General features: G+C 62.7%; 16 protein-coding genes. 8 read left to right on the top strand and 8 right to left on the bottom strand.

Going from position 1 to position 17743, the window contains the following annotated elements; translation table 11 throughout:
- Positions 1–37 precede the first annotated feature (37 nt).
- Positions 38–919 (bottom strand): NAD(P)H-binding protein, encoded by an 882-nt coding sequence (locus J2Y41_RS03920; RefSeq protein WP_309926298.1) that lies wholly within the window; start codon positions 917–919, stop codon positions 38–40.
- Complete coding sequence (locus tag J2Y41_RS03925; protein ID WP_309926300.1) at positions 916–1389, bottom strand: nuclear transport factor 2 family protein; 474 nt, start codon at positions 1387–1389, stop codon at positions 916–918. Before J2Y41_RS03925 ends, J2Y41_RS03920 begins: the two co-directional genes overlap by 4 nt.
- A 66-nt stretch (positions 1390–1455) precedes the next feature.
- On the opposite strand from J2Y41_RS03925, the gene J2Y41_RS03930 reads away from it, so the two are divergent.
- The 5 genes from J2Y41_RS03930 (at position 1456) to J2Y41_RS03950 (ending at position 5758) form a co-directional block, all read left to right on the top strand.
- The gene (locus J2Y41_RS03930; protein WP_309926301.1) at positions 1456–2118 is read left to right on the top strand and encodes a helix-turn-helix domain-containing protein; all 663 of its coding nucleotides are present in this window, start codon (positions 1456–1458) and stop codon (positions 2116–2118) included.
- A gap of 60 nt (positions 2119–2178) precedes the next feature.
- Entirely contained in the window at positions 2179–2598 is a 420-nt protein-coding gene (arfB, locus tag J2Y41_RS03935; protein WP_309926303.1) for an alternative ribosome rescue aminoacyl-tRNA hydrolase ArfB, read from the top strand.
- Between the two features lie 116 nt (positions 2599–2714).
- Complete coding sequence (locus tag J2Y41_RS03940) at positions 2715–3116, top strand: RidA family protein (RefSeq protein WP_224090137.1); 402 nt, start codon at positions 2715–2717, stop codon at positions 3114–3116.
- Positions 3117–3303: 187 nt separating this feature from the next.
- Entirely contained in the window at positions 3304–4350 is a 1047-nt protein-coding gene (locus tag J2Y41_RS03945) for a homoserine dehydrogenase (RefSeq protein WP_309926305.1), read from the top strand.
- Positions 4343–5758, top strand: a complete 1416-nt coding sequence (locus J2Y41_RS03950) for an aldehyde dehydrogenase family protein (protein ID WP_309926307.1) — start codon at positions 4343–4345, stop codon at positions 5756–5758. The genes J2Y41_RS03945 and J2Y41_RS03950 overlap by 8 nt, the downstream gene beginning before the upstream one ends.
- Positions 5759–5869: 111 nt before the next feature.
- Here the strand turns inward: J2Y41_RS03950 and J2Y41_RS03955 are convergent, their stop codons facing one another.
- The 3 genes from J2Y41_RS03955 to J2Y41_RS03965 all read right to left on the bottom strand — a co-directional run bounded on the left by J2Y41_RS03955 (position 5870) and on the right by J2Y41_RS03965 (position 8836).
- A complete protein-coding gene (locus tag J2Y41_RS03955; protein WP_224090134.1) occupies positions 5870–6325 on the bottom strand; it encodes an Lrp/AsnC family transcriptional regulator in 456 nt (151 codons plus the stop codon).
- Positions 6326–6618: 293 nt separating this feature from the next.
- Complete coding sequence (locus J2Y41_RS03960) at positions 6619–7872, bottom strand: MFS transporter (protein ID WP_309926312.1); 1254 nt, start codon at positions 7870–7872, stop codon at positions 6619–6621.
- A gap of 76 nt (positions 7873–7948) precedes the next feature.
- Positions 7949–8836 (bottom strand): dihydrodipicolinate synthase family protein, encoded by an 888-nt coding sequence (locus J2Y41_RS03965; RefSeq protein WP_309926314.1) that lies wholly within the window; start codon positions 8834–8836, stop codon positions 7949–7951.
- Positions 8837–8960: 124 nt separating this feature from the next.
- Between J2Y41_RS03965 and J2Y41_RS03970 the strand changes: the two genes are divergently transcribed.
- Entirely contained in the window at positions 8961–10358 is a 1398-nt protein-coding gene (locus J2Y41_RS03970; protein WP_309926318.1) for a PLP-dependent aminotransferase family protein, read from the top strand.
- A gap of 51 nt (positions 10359–10409) precedes the next feature.
- On the opposite strand, the gene J2Y41_RS03975 is transcribed toward J2Y41_RS03970, so the two are convergent.
- Entirely contained in the window at positions 10410–12158 is a 1749-nt protein-coding gene (locus J2Y41_RS03975; protein ID WP_309926320.1) for a pyruvate dehydrogenase, read from the bottom strand.
- A gap of 105 nt (positions 12159–12263) precedes the next feature.
- Here J2Y41_RS03975 and ligD point away from each other — a divergent pair, with 105 nt between their 5' ends.
- Positions 12264–13508: a non-homologous end-joining DNA ligase gene (ligD, locus tag J2Y41_RS03980; RefSeq protein WP_224164301.1), complete on the top strand. Its 1245-nt coding sequence runs from the start codon at positions 12264–12266 to the stop codon at positions 13506–13508.
- Positions 13509–13529: 21 nt separating this feature from the next.
- Here ligD and J2Y41_RS03985 read toward each other — a convergent pair whose 3' ends face one another.
- Together J2Y41_RS03985 and J2Y41_RS03990 are read right to left on the bottom strand one after the other, a co-directional pair.
- Positions 13530–15245: a thiamine pyrophosphate-binding protein gene (locus tag J2Y41_RS03985; RefSeq protein ID WP_309926322.1), complete on the bottom strand. Its 1716-nt coding sequence runs from the start codon at positions 15243–15245 to the stop codon at positions 13530–13532.
- The gene (locus J2Y41_RS03990; RefSeq protein WP_309926325.1) at positions 15242–16054 is read right to left on the bottom strand and encodes a cyclase family protein; all 813 of its coding nucleotides are present in this window, start codon (positions 16052–16054) and stop codon (positions 15242–15244) included. Before J2Y41_RS03990 ends, J2Y41_RS03985 begins: the two co-directional genes overlap by 4 nt.
- Positions 16055–16394: 340 nt before the next feature.
- On the opposite strand from J2Y41_RS03990, the gene J2Y41_RS03995 reads away from it, so the two are divergent.
- Positions 16395–17723: an MFS transporter gene (locus J2Y41_RS03995; RefSeq protein WP_224090127.1), complete on the top strand. Its 1329-nt coding sequence runs from the start codon at positions 16395–16397 to the stop codon at positions 17721–17723.
- Positions 17724–17743: the final 20 nt, after the last annotated feature.

A 17743-nucleotide genomic window follows, 5' to 3' on the forward strand; every position in this document is an offset into this window, starting at 1 on the left:
TAGCATTGTCCTCCCGAAGGCCGGTTTGCACCACGACTCATGTGCTCCTGATCCGGTCCAAACTCTCACGCAGTCCGATCACGGGAATTTCAGGGAACGCGGCACGTTCCACAGCCGGATCGAAGGCCGCAGCGCCTGATTCCATCCACAGCGCAGCCCTGGCCATCCGGGCCATGAACGGCGAAACCGGACCTGCAACGGCGGCCATCATCCGTAACGCCGCTACTGGTATCCGCTGGATCGAGCCCTTTCCAGCGTCTTCGAGGATGGCTTCCGCGAGCGTGTTGAAGGGGTGCGTTTCGGACCCCCACTCAACGATCCTTCCACGCAAGAAAGGGCTGAAAAGGGCCAGCCGAACAGCGGCAGCAGCGTCCGGCGTCGACGTAAATGTCACAGGTGCCCGTCCCGAACCGAAGACAAGCACCCGGCCCTTCGTGTGGAGGGGCTGGCTCATTGAATCCAGGAACTGCTCAAGGTTCGCTCCCATCCGGATTACTGTCCATGCCATGCCCGAGGCCTTCAATGCCTCCTCCGCTGCGTACTTCATGCGCAGAAAATCCAGAGGGGCATCGGGAGCCGCCCCATGCATCGACATCATCACCACGTGCTCCACGCCCGCCCGGGACGCGGCATCGATGACCCGAAGTGCGCCGTCGCGGTCCACACTGCGTGGGTTGCCGCCTCTTTTCAGCCCAAAGCCCGACGCCGCGAACACAACTTGGCTGCATCCGGCAACGGCCCGTCCGCAGTCCTTGCCCGAGGCGAGCGTCCCGCGGACAAGCTCGACGCCGTCGACGTTCTTCCTGGGGAAGGGCTGGGATTCACCCCTGGCCATGACCCGTACGGAAGCACCGCGCCGAACCAGTTCCCCCGTAAGCCGCGAACCCAGGCGGCCCGTGCCGCCCACTACGAGGATCATGACCCCTGCGATGTCGGAAGTACGGCCCCATCCTGAAGGCCCGTGCCCGCGGTGGCGCGGACGGCGTCGTTGATGTCACCCGAAGAATGTTCCACAGGTTCGAGATAGAAATGGACGGAGGCGATCCGCTCCTGGCGCACAGTAAAAATCGCCACTCCGACAAGTTCCACCGGCGTCCCATCGCGTCTTGTGCCCCGGGCGCCCCATTCAACCCAAACGGTTCCGTCCCGGCCTTCAGCGGCGTCGGCGATTGCTGGTGTGAGGTCAGGAATACCAGCAAATAGGCTGGTCCAGTTGGCACGGACCTGGGCGCGGCCGGTGAAATTACGTTCGGGATGAATCGGGGTGATGTTGACGTAGTTGTCGGCGAATTCGGCGACCAAGGCGTCAAGGTCGTGGCGGCCGGACGCAGCGAACATCCGGCGAACGGGCCCTTCCGGAAGGCGCTCCAGGCCCTCCACGGTTTCCATGGTGACTCCTTGGTGCGGTATCTTGAATTCAATACAGTTCTCTGTATTGATTGGAGTCTAGGAGTCATGGCAACCGGAATCAAGACTCCCGGTGAAACATCCGGGGGTCAACGCACGTACGATGCCAGCCGTCGCCGCCAAGCAGCCGAGGCGTCGCGGCGCACCATCCTCGCGCACGCCCGCGAACTGTTCCTCCTGCAGGGCTTCGGCGCGACCACCATCTCCGAAATTGCCGCTGCGTCCGCAGTATCGACGGAGTCCATCTACAAGAAATTCGGCGGCAAGGCCGGCCTCGTCCGGGCTCTCCACGAGCAGAGTCTCCTCGGCAAGGGCGGGCCGCCAGCCGAGCAGCGCTCCGACCTCGCACAAGTAGCGGCAGACGACCCACGGGAACTGATGGAACAGTTCGGCCGGTTCACTGCAGAAGTCAGCCCCCTTGCGGCACCAATCAGCCTGCTCATCCGTGACGCCGCCGCAACAGGGGATGCCGACATGGCCAGCCTCCTGAAGGACATCGACGACGCCCGGCATCGCCGGATGCTGCACAACGCGCGTCAACTGATTGCCCGCGGCCTGCTCCGTCCGGGCTTGGGCGCTGAAGAGGCCGCCGACATCATGTTCGCGTGCACCACGCCCGAACTGTTCGAAAGCCTCGTCCTGAAACGAGGGTGGAGCGCCTGGCGGTACGGCCGGTTCATCGCCTCCGCTCTCGCAGCAAACCTGCTCTGACACGCATGCCGAAGCACCGCCCGTCTGGGAAGACCCGCCCCGACGTGCAACGCTTGTTCAATGGACCTGGAAATCTCGCCCTCCCTCACGATTCCGGCGTCGGAACTCGGTTGGCGGTTCTCGCGTTCATCGGGACCGGGCGGTCAACACGTCAACACGACCGACAGCAAGGCTGAGCTTTCCTGGAACGTAGCCACGTCTGAGGCATTAACAGAAGGCCAGCGGGAGATCTTGCTGCGTCGCCTGGAGAAGCGACTCGTCGACGGAGTCATCACAGTTACAGCCTCCGAACAGCGCTCGCAGTTACGCAACCGCGAGAGCGCCCTGGCTAAGCTCGCTGGCATTGTGGTGACGGGCCTTGCCCCACGGACTGTCCGCAGGGCAACGAAACCCACACGCGGGTCCGCCCAGCGGCACCGCGCCGCAAAAGTACAGAGGGCAGCAACGAAACAGCAACGACGGCGGCCCTCGCCTGAGTGACGAACACCTGAGTCACAAGCACCTGAGTGCGAATACGCGACTGACGAGGCGGGGCCAACCGGAGCATTGGGGTGCACCCCCTTTTGGCAATTGGCCGGGGATGGCAGCATACAGTCATGTCACCTATCCAGCGCATCCGGCCCGAGGGACTTGTCTCCAGCCCGGCATTCAGCCATGTAGCCGTCGTCCCTCCAAACGCCACCACCATCTACGTCGGCGGCCAGAACTCCGTCGACAGCGGTGGTTCGCTCGTCGGCGAGGGTGATGTTGGAGTGCAATCTGCCCGCGCCCTGGCGAACGCAAAGACCGCGCTCGCGGCTGCCGGGGCAACCCTTCGCGACGTCGTGCAGTGGACGGTCCTCTTCGTGGACGGCGCGGACCTCGCCGCAGGGTATGGCGCCATTGCATCGGACCTCGCCGCCGACGAGCCGCCGCTCGTGACAGCAGCGTTTGTCTCCCGTTTGGGCGTTCCCGGGGCGCTGGTGGAGATCAGTGCGGTAGCCGCCGTCGAGCGGTAAAGAAGGCCATTGCATTGGAAGATTCTCCATCCAATCCCAACTGGGGGCAGCACCGCGGGCGTTTAGGCATGGTTCGCGGCTTTTTTGGGCGTTTCGTCATCCTTGGCGGGCGATTCGCATCTAGGGAACTGACACGCCTGGAACCGAGGCTTATAGGACAGCACCACCGCCCTACCAAGGAGATCACGTGACTACCTACAACCTGGCCCTCATCGGTTTCGGAGGCGTCAACCGCGCTTTGGCCGAACTCATCCGTGATGAACCCCGGCGATTTGCCTCACTCGGATTCGAGCTTCGCGTCGTGGCCATCACCGATCTTGCCTTCGGCTCACTCGTACAGGTAGACGGCATCGATCTCGCCGCCGTGTTGGCGATGCCCCGTGGGTCCTCGTTCGAGGGACTGCCAGGTGGCAGCCCGGATCCCCGCAATGAAGACGTCATCAAGAACAGTCCGGCCGACATCGTCGTTGAGGCTACATTCACCAGTCCGATCGACGGCGAACCCGCAGTTTCGCACGTCAAGTGGGCCATCGAGTCCGGCAAGCATGTGGTGACCACCAACAAGGGCCCGGTGGCCTTGCATGGCATGGAACTGGGCCGGCTTGCGGCAGACAATGGTGTCCGTTTCGAGTACGAGGGTTCAGTCATGAGTGGCACGCCCGTCATTCGACTAGCACACAAAATGCTGGGCGGCCTCGAATTGAACTCCGTTCAAGGCATTCTGAACGGAACCAGCAACTACGTCCTGGGCCGGATGGAGGCCGGGCTGGGCCTGGAGGAAGCGATTGCCGAAGCCCAGGACCGCGGATACGCCGAAGCGGACCCCACTGCTGACATCGGCGGCTCGGACGTCCGGTTGAAGGTCGCCATCCTGGCCAACGAGCTGCTCGGTGCCAACATCCACCCCAATGACGTGGAAACCACCGGTATTCAGGACATCAAGAGCGAAGACGTGGCCCAGGCCCTGGCAAGCGGCTACCGCTGGAAGTTGATTGGCGAAGCCCGGCGGCAAGAGGACGGCGGCATCGTAGCTACCGTCCAGCCCATCGCCCTTCCGGGTGAACACCCGCTGGCTGGTATTTCCGGTGCCACCAATGCCGTGTCCTTCAGCACGGATTTGCTGGGAGCCGTCACAGTATCGGGTCCTGGGGCCGGCCGCGTGGAAACTGCCTACGCCCTCATCTCGGACATCATCGCCGTCAACGAATTCGCCAAAGGAGCGGTCCGTGCCTGAGTCAGCCATCGCCGACGCCACAACCGCAGCCGCTACCACCGATCTGGCGGTCTACGACAAGTTTGACGGTTCCATCCTGGCGACACTTCCACAGTGCACCGAGGCAGATGTGCGCGTGGAGATCATCCGCGCAGCGGCCTCCGCTCCGGCAGCAGCGGCTATGCCGCGTCATGAACGTGGGCGGATTCTGGATACGGCTGCAGACCTTCTCCAGCAACGGACGCAGAAAGTCGCCGGGCTAATCGTCGCCGAGGCCGGGAAGACCATCACACAGGCGCTCAAAGAGGTCTCCCGTGCAGTGAATACGCTGAAGCTCTCTGCAGCGGAAACCCGCCGTAACGTTGGCGAAGTAGTTCCCTTCGACTCCTTCTCCGGCTCCGAAAACCGCCAGGGATGGTTCACCCGCGAGCCGTTGGGTCTAATCGCTGCCATTACCCCTTACAACGATGCCCTGAACCTGGTGGCGCACAAGTTGGGGCCGGCGATTGCCGGAGGGAACACCGTCATCCTCAAGCCGTCCCAGCTGACACCTTTGACGGCCATCCTCCTCGTGGACCTACTCCGTGAGGCCGGCCTGCCGACGGAGTTCGTCACCGTTGTCCTGGGCGATCGCACCATCGCGCAAACCATCATCTCGTCCAAACTGGTTCGGATGGTCTCCTTCACGGGCGGCTTTTCCACCGGCCGGGCCATCGCCGCCAACGCCGGTATAAAACGGCTGTCGATGGAACTTGGCGGCAACGCGCCCGTGATCGTGTTCGACGACGCGGACATTCCTGCCGCCGTCGAGGCCAGTGCTTCCGGTTCCTTCTGGGCCGCGGGACAGAACTGCATCGGCGCCCAGCGGATCCTCGTCCAGCGGCCAGTCTTCGACACCTTCCTTCACGCTTTTGTCGCCCGAACGGCCGCCCTCACGACAGGAGATCCCCGAAGGGAGCAGACCGACGTCGGACCCATGATCAGCGCCTCCTCTGCCGCAGAAGCGAAGCGCAAGATCGACGAAGCGGTGTCGGCCGGTGCGCGACTGCTCACTGGCGGCACCTTGGACGGCGCGCTCCTGACACCTGCTGTCCTTACCGAAGTACCGCGCAGTTGTGAGGCATGGAGCGAGGAACTGTTCGCACCCGTGGTCCTGGTGGAACCGTTCGACTCCGCCGAGGAAGCCATCGAACTGGCCAACGACAGCGAATACGCGTTGCAGGCGGGGGTATTCACCAAGGACCTGGCCCGGGCGCTGGCCACCGCCAAGGCAATCGACGCAGGCGGAGTGATGATCAACGATTCTTCGGACTACCGCCTCGATGCGATGCCTTTTGGCGGCTCGAAATACGGCAGCATGGGCCGGGAAGGCGTCCGCTTCGCCTACGAAGAAATGACGCAGCCCAAGGTCATCGCGATCACGTCATGATGATCGCCTGGCGTTACCGTCAATAAATCAGGCCGTGTCTGTCCGGCGCTGCGTAACCTCCTCGGTTCCGCAGCGCCGGAATCATTAAAGCCCGGTATGGTTCGCGCCGCCTTAGCGGGGTGACTGCCTGTCGATGACTGTGGAGAGGGACAAGGCAGTGGTGATGTCGCGGACTCCAGGAAACTCTGAGACCTGCCTCCAGATCTCCTGGATCCGTGCAGCGTCGGGGGCCTCCACCCTGACCACGATATCCAGTTCGCCGCTGACGACATCACAAGTGGCGATCTCAGGAATGGCCTTGAGTCCGGCAATCACGTCTCCGCCCCGCATCCTGTCATGCCGTTGGATCAGGAGCACCGCATTGACCGTGGCCGAGCCTTCCCCGGCTGATTCCTTGATGGTGTACCCGTGGATATACCCGTCCCGTTCAAGCCGCTCAATCCGTTGCCTCACTGCGTTTCGGGAGAGCAGCACCTTCTCGCCCAACTGGGCAAGGCTGATACGGGCATTGCGCCGCAGCTCGGCCAGAATCTGCGCATCTATCTCATCACGTGGACTCTTCGGCACGGACGCTCCTGTCTGAGGGGATGTGAACATGTGTTTGGGGACAACGCCCTTCGAAGCAGGAATGCCGCTGCGGCTACCGTGTCCGGCGAGTTGGCCGGTTCAAACATATCCCATTGATCTGTTGCTTCTTCGGGCATAGTTGGCAGGACCTTATTCGGTGCTCGTGTGGGCCTGCCGGACCTGGTCCAGTCCCCCGAACCCAAGAGCGTCAAGGTGACACGAAAAGGTGAAGGTGCCCTGCTGTGGAGCAGTGCGGCGACCCGCTTTCTGCTCCAGTAGAACACTGATATGTCTTACGGCTTGGCCTGCCTCAGGGCCGATCCCGCTGTTTGGGACCGTTCACGACGGCGGTCAAACAGGGAAGCGCTCACGGCCACCGCAATAAGGGCGGACGCCAAAAGCAAGGGCAGGTGTGTCATGGGTACAACCATGGCCCCTGCCAACGCTGTGCCGGCAGAACCCGCTGCGATCTTTAAGGCTCCAATCCACACGAAGACCTGACCTCGTGCCCCGGCTGGTGCATATTCGCTGCGGGCGGCCAATGTTGCGGCGAAAAAGCAGGAGTTGAGCACTCCGGCCAGGGAATAGACCACCGCTGCCACGGGGAAGATCCCGGCGAAGACCGCCCCACACAGCGCAACCCCAACAGCAGCTCCCAGCCAGGTCATGAGGTGGTCCGCATCGCTTCGCAACGGCCGGATCATGACACCAGCGGATCCTAGAAGCCCGCCAAGACCATATGCGGCAGTCAGGACCCCTGCCGCGGCTGGCCCGACCCCCAGTTGTGTCGTCGAAGCCACTGCGGTGACAGGCAGCGAAGCGACCGACAAGGCGACGACGACCGTCAGGTAGAGCGTGCGACGCAAAGGACCGCTGGACAGCATCATTAGCAATGTGGAACCCGGGCGCGGTACCTCCGAGGGAGCTGAAGTTTGAGGAGAAGAGGGCAAAAGCCTGACCAGGGCGGCGGCGACAAACGTTAGTCCGGCTAGGATCAATGCCGCCAATGCCGGATTCGCCCAGCCCGAAACAGCTGCGACCAAAGAGGGACCAATGGTTCCGCTGATGCCATATGTAGCTACATCCCATCCATGTGCGCGTCGCTGACTGGTTCTGCTGCCCCCAGCGATCGCTGAGAGCCGGCTGCTAATGCCGCCCGTCAATAATGGACCGACCAGTCCGGACGCAATGAGCAGAAGACCCGGCACGATTGGAGGAGTCAGCGGGTACAGCAGGACAGCGGCGGCCAGGGTAACGCCGTGCATCAGGCACGCCCAGGCGATCACCGTTCTGCCGTCCCGGGCAGTGTCCAGTGTCCTGGCAACGAACGGACCGAAAAGGTGCGGTGCCGTGATGCAGGCACCCAGGATTCCGGCCAGCCAACCCGGCGCCCCACTGGTTGTCACCAGCAGGACAATGGCGACAACCGCACCCCCATCGGCGCTGCGGGCCAGGGTGGCGGCAGCGACATAGCGGGCCAATCCGCCCGGAGACGTCTCCTTACCCCTGGCAGCACGGTTGGTTGTGCGCCCGTCGATGAGGCTCATGTCCCTCTCCCCCGTTCTTGGCCCGACCCCATTCATTTGCGTTGTTTCCAGCCAGGTGGCCAGCCCTCCAAACCACCTAGGCCTCCAATCCACACTGGCGGATGGCTTCGGTAACTCTGGTGCGTCCTTCGGTATCCAAGCCGTGCAGCGGCAACGGCAAGGCTGACGACGGAATAAGCCCCAGGTCTTCAGCCAGTGCGACGGTGACCCGAAGGCTCCCATAGGTTCGGAACAGGGACCAGACAGGTTCCAGCGCGGCGGAAGCTGCCATCGCATCATCGCGCCGGCCAGCCAAAGCGTGATCAACGATTTCCCGGGCCTGGCGGGGAAGGATCCCGCCAATCACCGAGTACCAGAGATCGCAACCAGCAAGCAGTGCTTCGGCGGCAATCCAATCTCCGCTGATACCCACAAATGTTTGCCCGGGCAAAGCTGCGCGGAGCTTGCCGAGTTTGCTCTCAATGTCAGTGGCAGCCGGCGGCGGAATCTTGATGGAAGCTATTCCCGGGATACGTGCGATCCGGGCATGCAGTTCGTCCGTGAAGGTGAAGCCCGTGGTGCCGGGATTGTCATAGACGACGACCGGAAGGTCTGACTCCGACGCAAGGTCCTCAAACAACCCGAAAACCTCCGCTTCCGACAGGCGTTGATAGGACACCGGGGCCAAGAGCAGTGCCGAGGCGCCAGCGGCATGGGCATCGCCGGCAAGCGTGAGGACGTCGCGGGTACGCACTGCCCCAACACCGGCCAAAACCGGCACGCCCCCCGCAGCCTGAACGGACACTTCAAGGACCATGCGTCGTTCTTCACGGGAGAGGTAGGCGTAGTTCCCCGTCGAGCCAAGAACACCGAGTGAATCCGCCCCTGACTGTGCCGCGCGGGCCGCCAGCCGGGCAACGGCGTCCAGATCGACACTTTCACCGTTCATGGGTGTCAGGGGGAATGCGCTGAGGCCGTTGAACACTACAGTCCTGCTTTCTTGTGGCTGTGGCCGGGTGCGAGCACAGCAAATGGGTGAGTACGCGTCTCATGCTGCCAAAGGGCTTGGTCCTACACTAGATCCAAGAATGAACAACTCCGGAGGTCCAATGAGCGAATCGGAAATACCCATCGAGCTGGATAGGCAGAGTCCGGCCTCCCTGTCCGCCCAAGTTGCAAGCCAGCTCCGTAGCGCCATCCTCAGCGGACTCCTCCAGCCTGAGCACACGCTCCCCGCAACCCGACGCCTGGCCAAGGTCTTGGGGATATCCCGTGGCGTGGTGGTGCGGGCCTTCGAGCAGCTCTCCGGGGAAGGTTTCCTGGAAAGCAACGGTACTGGTGGGACCAGAGTGGCTGTCCGGCCGGACATTCAAAAGCGCCCGGACGAAGTGAAAGCGCAGCGCAGCAGCCCTGCCAACGCCGAGGTGATTGACCTGACCCCCGGCCGCCCCTCGGGATCGCCGTTCCAAGACAGGGAGTGGCGCAACGCGTGGAAGAGGGCCTTGGCGGAGCAAGGAAACACGCATCTGCCACCAGCCCTTGGAACGCTGGAGCTTCGGGAAGCCGTGGCCGGTCATCTGGCGGTGTCCAGGGGTTTGGCCGTCGACCCGGAGGACGTCATCATTACTGCCGGCACCAGTGATGCACTGCATCTGGTGGTGTCCATGCTTCGCGGCAGGAGGAACAATCCGCGCATCCTGGTTGAAGACCCGGGCTACCCCACGGCGCGGCGGGTGATGAGCGCGGCCGGTGCCCATCTTCAGCTGCTTCCCGTGGACGAGGACGGCCTGAAGAGCTCCCAACTCGCCGGACTCAACGTCATTCCCGACGCCGTCCTCATCACCCCCAGCCACCAGTACCCTCTCGGTGGCAGGATGGCAGTCCAGGAACGGCTCGGCCTGCTGAAGTGGGCGGACCGCCATGGCGTGCTCGTTTTGGAGGACGACTACGACAGCGAATTCCGTCACAGCAGAATGCCCCTGCCTGCCGTCGCCTCCCTGCCAGCAGCCGCCGACGTCGTACTTCTTGGAACGTTCTCAAAGAACCTCAGTCCTTGGCTGCGCTGCGGTTATCTGGTGGTCCGGGGCGATGCCGGCCAGCGCCTCAAGGCCGTACGTGAAGCCTTGGACACTCCGGTGGCCGGGGTCCTGCAGTCGGCCCTCGCCCATTACCTTCAGGGCGGCGGACTCTCCCGACACATTGCCCGGGCCCGGAGGGAATATTCGCACCGCCGGTCCTTGCTCATTGAACGCTTGGGCCCGCGGACCGATGTGGAGCTTGCAGGACTCGACGGCGGGTTGCATGCCGTGATCCGCTTCGAACACCCTGACGCGGCGGATCTGGCTGGGAAGGCGCTGGAACGGGGTGTACGGCTCATCCCCCTTGCCGGATATTACGCTGAGCGCCCACCGGTGAACGGCTTGGTCGTCGGGTATGGCGCAGTGTCCGACCTCCAACTGTCAAAAGCCCTCGCTATCCTGGGCACCCTACTCGACGAGCATCCGTAAGCCAGGGAATTCCTGCGTTCCGTTTGAAACTGCCGCCGGCACAGACTCCCGTCACCGCCGGGGAATGTTGCGCAGATTGCTGCGGGCCATGCTCACAGCTTCGCCGGCGCCGCGGTTCAAGACCACTTTGGACATGGCCGTCGCGAACCCGATGACTTGTTGCCCCGAAATCTTCGGCGGGATGGACAGCGCATTCGGATCAGTGATGAGCTCCACCAGAGAAGGACCCGGGTGGGCGAACGCCTCCCGGTACGCTTCCTCGATGTCCGCAGGATCCGTCACCCGGACAGCATGGAAGCCCAAGGCCTTCGCGACGGCGGCATAGTTTGCGTCAGGTACGTCGACGCCGAAATCGGGCAGCCCGTCCACCAACATTTCGAGCTTTACCATGCCCAGTGTTGAGTTGTTGAAGACCACTACATTGACCGGCAGTTGATGTGCAGCCACCGTAATGAGCTCACCAAGCAACATGGACAAGCCCCCATCACCAGAGACAGAAACCACCTGGCGCCCGGGATAGGCCATCTGTGCACCGATGGCGTGTGGAAGGGCGTTGGCCATTGACCCGTGAAGGAAGGAACCGATCAGCCGACGCGTGCCCAGGGGGTTGATATAGCGAGCCGTCCAGACGTTGCACATTCCGGTATCCGCGGTGAAGATGGCGTCTTCCGCCGCTACCTGGTCCAGCAGGGAAGCAGCATACTCAGGATGAATGGGCTGCTTCTTTTCGACCTTCCGCGTGTACGCGCCCACAGCCTTGTTCATCAGGCGGTCGTGCTTCTTCAGCATCTGGTCCAGGAAGCGGCGGTTCTTCTTTGGATTGACCAAGGGCAGAAGAGCGGCCAAGGTAGGCAGGACGTCGCCATGGACGGCAATGTCGACGTCGGTCCTCCTCCCCAGCCGCTGTGCGGCCCGGTCAACCTGTGCCGTCCGGGTGTCCGGCAGGAACTGGTCGTAGGGAAAATCGGTTCCAAGAAGGATCAGCAGATCGGCGTCCTCGATGCCCTCCGCAGCAGCACCATAGCCCAGGAGCCCGGTCATTCCGATGTCGAACGGGTTGTCGTACTGGACGAAGTCCTTGCCTCGCAGCGAGTGGCCAATCGGGGCGTTGACCAGCTCCGCCAAAGCGATCAGTTCGTCGTGGGCTCCCTGGACGCCCGCCCCCGCGAAAATGGCGACTTTTCCGGCGTCGTTGATGGCGTCAGCCAGTTCCTGGACGCTCGACTGGTCCGGGATCAGGCGGGCGGGCCGAAACGTAGCGGGTAACGGCGTCGGCGCGGTGGCCTCAAGTCCGGCGATATCGCCGGGAAGAGTCACGACGGCGACTCCCCCAAGGGCTACAGCGTTCTGGATGGCGCTGTGCATTACGCGGGGTGCCTGCTCGGCCGTGCTGACCAGTTCCGAATACACTGAGCATTCGGTGAAGAGCCGGTCAGGATGGGTTTCCTGGAAGAACCCGCTGCCGATCTGCTTGCTGGGGATGTGCGAAGCGATGGCAAGTACGGGCGCGCCAGTGCAGTTGGCGTCGTAGAGTCCGTTGATCAGATGGAGGTTGCCCGGTCCACAGGAGCCGGCACAGACTGCAAGCTTGCCAGTCAGTTGAGCCTCGGCGGCCGCAGCAAAAGCGGCCGCTTCTTCGTGGCGGACATGGATCCAATCGATACCACCTTTGGCCGACCCTCCCGTTTGACGTACGGCATCCACTATTGGATTGAGGCTGTCACCGACGATTCCGTAAATGCGCTGCACACCGGCAGCCTGGAGTTGTTCGATGAGCTGGGTAGCAAGTTCCTTGGCCATAGTGTGCAGACTCCCGCGATTGTGGTGGTGGACTGACATGGTCAATATAGTCGCGCCCTCGCCCTTGGTCTGGCTGGGACCGCCGATCGTTGCTAGCGTGGCGGCATGAACCCGTCGAAGACTCCGGCAGAGATTCTGGACATTGGCGACGCCGAAGTTCGCGTCTCGAATCCGGACAAGGTGGTTTTCCCCGAACCCGGGCTAACGAAGCTGGATTTGGTCCGCTACTACCTTTCAGTTGCGGAGGGTGCGCTGCGGGGCGCGGGCGGCCGCCCCATGGTGCTCAAGCGCTTCCCCAAGGGCATCGACGCTGAGCCGTTCTTTCAGAAGCGCGTACCCGAAAACCATCCGGAGTTCATTGATACGGCAACGTTGCACTACTCATCGGGGACATCAGCAGAAGAAACTGTAATCCGGGACGCCGCCGGTTTGGCGTGGGTGGTGAATCTTGGCTGCCTGGACCTCAACCCCCACCCCGTCCGTGCCGAGGATCTGGATCATCCCGATGAGCTCCGGATCGATCTTGATCCCATGCCCGGTGTGGATTGGTCGCAGATCGTCGACGTCGCCTATGTGGCGCGCGAGGTGCTTGACGACGTCGGGCTGGTTGGTTGGCCCAAGACAAGCGGGTCCCGGGGACTGCACATTTTGGTGCGGATCGCCCCGGAGTGGTCCTATAGCGAGCTGCGGCTCGCCGCGGAGACCCTTGCCCGGGAGGTCGAGAACCGGGCCCCCGGGCTTGCCACGGCGCGGTGGTGGAAGGAGGAACGCGGCGAAAGCGTCTTCGTCGACTTCAACCAGAACGCGAAGGATCGGACTGTCGCCTCCGCCTACTCTGTCCGGCCCCGGCCCGATGCCCGCGTTTCTACTCCCCTGACATGGGCCGAGGTCACTACCACCAGGCCCGAACAATTCACCGTCCGCTCAGTGCCAGAACGCTTCGCGGAGCTGGGCGATCCCCACGCTGGAATCGACGGCGCCGTTGGATCCCTCGAGGGCCTGCTGGCCTTGGCCAAGGAACTTGGTCCCGCCGAGAAGGCACCGCGCGCCGGCGATGGGTCGGGCCGCCGTGTCTCAACAATGCCACTCATTGAGGTAGCCCGCACGAAGACCAAGCCCGAAGCGCAGGCCGCCCTCGATGAATGGAAAGCCCGGCATGCGGACCTTGTCCCGGACCTGCACCCCGCCGATGTACTCATCGATGGGATGCGGGGTTCGAGTTCGCTCTGGTACCGGGTCCGGGTGAACCTGCAGCACATCCCCGAAGCAAAGCGCCCGGCCCAGGAGGAGCTCATCGCGGACTACGATCCCTGGGCCGGCAAGGAATGGCCAGGGCGTCCAGGATCCTGATGCCCTGCGCGACGGTCGGCTTCAATGGCCTTTGAAGGCCTCGGCGAGCCACCACGCGCCACCGTCGGAAGCGATGCGGGCGTCAATGACGAGCGGCATATTCCGGGGACCCGCAACCCATTCCTCCACTGGAGCCAAATCCGCGACGCTTCGGACCGTCACGGTGGCAGCACCGTAGCCGGCGGCGATGGAGGCGATATCTGTCGTGGGGAATCGAACCACTTCCAGGTCTTCATCATCTGCATCAAAGTGATGGACCTCGGCCCCGTACGCGGAATCGTTGTAAACAATCACCACCATCGGAATCCGCTCACGGACCAGCGTCTCCAATTCGGAAATGGCCATGAGGAAGCCACCGTCGCCGGTGCCCAGGACAGGTACGCGCAGGGGTTGGGCGACCGCCGCGCCGATCGCAGTAGACAACCCCAGCCCAATGGACTGAAAAGCCTGGGTGAAGCAAAAGCCATACTCATCGGGAACGGACAGGTAGGCGCTCGGGTACCCCATGAAATTGCCGGAATCAACGGAAACGATTCGATTGTGGGGCAGGATCCGGTCCAGCTCGCGGCTGAGCACCCGGGGATCGATGGTCCCCGCAGTGGACAGGTCTTCCGTGGCCACCGAGTTCCAGCGCGCATGCACGGCTATCCGGTCAGCCATCTGGTTGGTACGCAGGCCAACCGCCTGGTGTCCGGCAGAGCGCAGTTCATGGAGCACAGCAACGGCCGTCTCGCCGCAATCCCCCAGAACCCCCAGATCAATGTGCCGGTTCGCCCCCAGGGCCGAGTCATCAAGATCCACTTGCACTACTTTTGTTCCAGGGCCAATGAGCGAACCATGGCGCATCGTCCACATGTTCAGCGCACAACCCCAACCGACAAGCAAGTCTGCGTCCCGCACGGTGTCCGCAGTGAATGGCGAGGAAAATCCACCGGAAATTCCCAGATTGAACGCATCGCCGTTGAAGAGTCCGTGAGCGACTGCGGACGTCGCCAGCAGCGCGCCCGCGGTTTCGGCGAGCGCTGCGATGTCCGGCCCTGCATCGCGGCCTCCACGGCCAGCCACAAAGACGGGCTTCTTCGCAGCTTGGATGAGTTCTGCCAGTTTGCTGCCAGCCGCCCGTGATGGCCTGATCCGCTGCCGGGGTTCCAAAGGATCCACGTGGCCGGTTCCAGCCGGCGCCTCTGCGCTTTGGATGTCTGTCGGCAGTGAAAGGACCACCGTGCGGCGTTCATTTACGGCCGTCCGGTAGGCGCGGAGGGTGTCTGCTACTGCACTTTGCGGCGAGTGGACCCGCTCAGCCACTGCCCCGACGCTTCGGGCAAGGGCATCCTGATCGATCGTGAAGTTGGACCTGACGGCGGATGCCGCCGTGTCCGCGGTTAGGACGATCATTGGAGTTCGGCTCTTCGCTGCCTCCCCGATTCCAGTTACAGCATTGGTCAGCCCGCAACCCTGATGCGTAGTGACGACCCCGACCTTGCCCGACATCCTCCCGTAGGCATCGGCCATGGTGGCGGCGCCGCCTTCGTGCCTTGCTGCGGTATAGGGAACTCCTGCCCTGCGCAGTGCGTTTGTCACGACGAAGTTTCCGCTGCCCACTACTCCGAAGACGTGGCCGATACCAAGCCGGGCGAGGGTGTTCCCCACGAGTTCGGCAACATTGACGGAGCGGGATGCGGGTGCCAACGCGGTGGAGTCCTTTTTGAGAACCGGGGTGCTGGTGCTGACGGTCATCGTGTTTCTCCTTCTTTGAGCGCGAACACGCGGGCCGGGCTTCCGGTTCCGCCAACGATTGGCAAGGGCGCAACGATGAGCGCGGCTCCGATTGGGGGCAGTTGGTCGAGGTTTTGCAGTGAGGTGATTCCGTACTTGTCGTTACCCAGCAGGAAGTGATGGGCCGGAAAGGGCGGTTCCTGTCCACCGGCGGCCCCGGCATCGATACCAACGGTTTCCACGCCAATGCCGGACAGCGCAGACTCCTCGGCAATCCATCGAGCGCATTCGACCGTGAGCCCAGGAGAATGTGGCCCAAACTCGTCCTTGTTCAGGAAGAGCTGTCGGTCATGGGAGCGCTTGTCCCATCCCGTTCGAATGAGGAGCCAGCCGCCGTCGGGCAGTGGTCCGTAGGTTTCCTCCCATCGGCGGATGTGGTGGAGGTCCAGGAGGAAGTCCGGGTCCGCAGTAGCTTCCCCGGTCGCGTCAAGGACGATGGCCGGGCCCACGAGCCGGTTTGGTTCTATCCGGGCGACGTCTTTGCCGTTGCGCCCGGTGATCCAGTGCACGGGCGCGTCCAGATGGGTGCCTATGTGTTCGCCGGTGTGGATATTGTGATGCTTCCAGAAGGGCCCGGGGCTGTTATAGGCGGAGACCTCTTCGAGGCTGAAGTCGATGAGGTTTGCGAAGGGCTCGGGTAGTTCGAGGGTTGGAGTGTTGTTCGAGAGCCTGGTGGTCAGGTCAATGACATCGATCCGGCCCGCGGCGAGGCCGGCAAGCACCTGGGCTACGCTGCCTTGGCGCACGTCAATATTGCTGCTGGTATCCATGAGAGTTCCTTGGGGATGGGTCCGCCGTCGATGAGGGCGTTGAGGGTCCCGTGGCGGTGCGCAACAGGACTTGTGGCTGCGACATTAGCAGCACATTCATACGCACCGGAACAGCGTTTTCATCCCAATTGCAAGGGTTACCCGGAAAGGCATAGCCCCTGGCAAAACCGGCATTCGACGTTCCCCTGCCCTCGGTGGAAACTGAAATCAGCAGCTGTAACGCCCATCACAATTGACCGTTTCGATCATGAAGCGGACAACCTGATCCGCAGAGTTGCAGCCAGGACGGTACGTCCAATTGGCCGCACGATTGCCGGAGCTTTCGCCCTAAGGAGCAACAATGTCCCATCCACAGCACACCTTGCCCGGACAACGTCCCGGAGTCCGTCGGTACGTTGTTGCCTCCCTCGTGGGCAATGCGCTGGAGTGGTATGACTTCTTCCTCTACGCCACTGCATCGGCAGTCGTCTTTGGACGGTTGTTTTTCCCCTCCGACGTCGACCCCCTGGTTGGTACCATGGCCGCCTTCGCCGGCTTCGCCGTCGGGTTTGCAGCCCGTCCTCTGGGCGGAATCATTTTCGGACACATCGGCGACAGGCTGGGGCGCAAGCGCGCCCTGGTCATGACGCTATCCATCATGGGAATCAGCACAGCCCTCATGGGCTTGCTACCCACATATGCGCAAGTAGGGCTGTGGGCCCCTGCCTTGTTGATCCTGCTCAGGGTCATTCAGGGCATCGCGGCCGGTGGTGAGTGGGGCGGAGGCGTCCTGCTGATCAGCGAGAACTCCTCCAATGCCCGCCGGGGCATGCTCTCTGCCTTCAGCCAGGGAGGAATTTCGCTCGGTTTCGTGCTGTCGTCCATGGTCTTCTTCCTGGTCCAGTTGATGCCGGACGCCCAGTTCCTGGCGTGGGGCTGGCGCGTTCCGTTCCTCCTGAGCGTTGTGCTGCTGGCAGTGGGCGCGTACATTCGCTTCCGGCTACCGGAAAGCAAGGAGTTCACCGCCGTCAGCCACAGCAAACAACACCGCCTCCCCGTGCTTGCGGCCATCAAAACCCACCCCCGCGAAATCCTCGTCGCCATGGGACTTCGTGTGGCAGAGAACGGCGGCTCGTACATCTTCCTCTCCTTCTCCATTGCCTATGGAGTTCACGTGGGCGTGGACAAGGGCCTGCTGTTGATGGCAGTGGCAGTATCCATGCTTGTCTCATTTGGCACGTACATCTTCTTCGGCCATCTCTCGGACAGGATTGGACGGCGTCCTGTCTACGCCCTCGGGGCAGTTGGCATGGGCGCCATGGCTTTCCCGTTCTTTTCCATGATTGATTCCAACACTCCCGCCATCGTCATGTTTGCCTTCCTCCTGGGCAATGGCCTCTGCCACGGAGCAATGATCGGAACGCAGCCGGCATTCTTCCACGAACTGTTCTCCGCCGAGGTCCGCTATTCCGCGATGGCGATCGCCCACGAGCTTGCAGCGGTCTTCGCCGGCGGATTCGCCCCTTTGATCGCCACAGCCTTGCTGCTGCAATACGGTTCCTCCATACCGGTGTCCCTTTATGTGATTGGCCTGGTCCTGGTCACGCTCGTAGCACTGGTCTTCTCGCGCCATGGCATCAAAGCCGCACAGAAGGAAAAGGCTGGCCATCAGGCACAGGTTCTCTTGTAGGCACCCAAAGTCCTTCTGCT

This window comes from Arthrobacter sp. 1088 (assembly GCF_031455315.1).
Taxonomy (GTDB): Bacteria; Actinomycetota; Actinomycetes; order Actinomycetales; family Micrococcaceae; genus Arthrobacter.

Coding starts and splice junctions, on each gene's coding strand:
- J2Y41_RS03920 (WP_309926298.1), bottom strand. CDS start 919: ATGATCCTCGTAGTGGGCGGCACGGGCCGCCTGGGTTCGCGGCTTACG.
- J2Y41_RS03925 (WP_309926300.1), bottom strand. CDS start 1,389: ATGGAAACCGTGGAGGGCCTGGAGCGCCTTCCGGAAGGGCCCGTTCGC.
- J2Y41_RS03930 (WP_309926301.1), top strand. CDS start 1,456: ATGGCAACCGGAATCAAGACTCCCGGTGAAACATCCGGGGGTCAACGC.
- arfB (WP_309926303.1), top strand. CDS start 2,179: ATGGACCTGGAAATCTCGCCCTCCCTCACGATTCCGGCGTCGGAACTC.
- J2Y41_RS03940 (WP_224090137.1), top strand. CDS start 2,715: ATGTCACCTATCCAGCGCATCCGGCCCGAGGGACTTGTCTCCAGCCCG.
- J2Y41_RS03960 (WP_309926312.1), bottom strand. CDS start 7,872: ATGAGCCTCATCGACGGGCGCACAACCAACCGTGCTGCCAGGGGTAAG.
- J2Y41_RS03970 (WP_309926318.1), top strand. CDS start 8,961: ATGAGCGAATCGGAAATACCCATCGAGCTGGATAGGCAGAGTCCGGCC.
- J2Y41_RS03975 (WP_309926320.1), bottom strand. CDS start 12,158: ATGGCCAAGGAACTTGCTACCCAGCTCATCGAACAACTCCAGGCTGCC.
- ligD (WP_224164301.1), top strand. CDS start 12,264: ATGAACCCGTCGAAGACTCCGGCAGAGATTCTGGACATTGGCGACGCC.
- J2Y41_RS03985 (WP_309926322.1), bottom strand. CDS start 15,245: ATGACCGTCAGCACCAGCACCCCGGTTCTCAAAAAGGACTCCACCGCG.
- J2Y41_RS03990 (WP_309926325.1), bottom strand. CDS start 16,054: ATGGATACCAGCAGCAATATTGACGTGCGCCAAGGCAGCGTAGCCCAG.
- J2Y41_RS03995 (WP_224090127.1), top strand. CDS start 16,395: ATGTCCCATCCACAGCACACCTTGCCCGGACAACGTCCCGGAGTCCGT.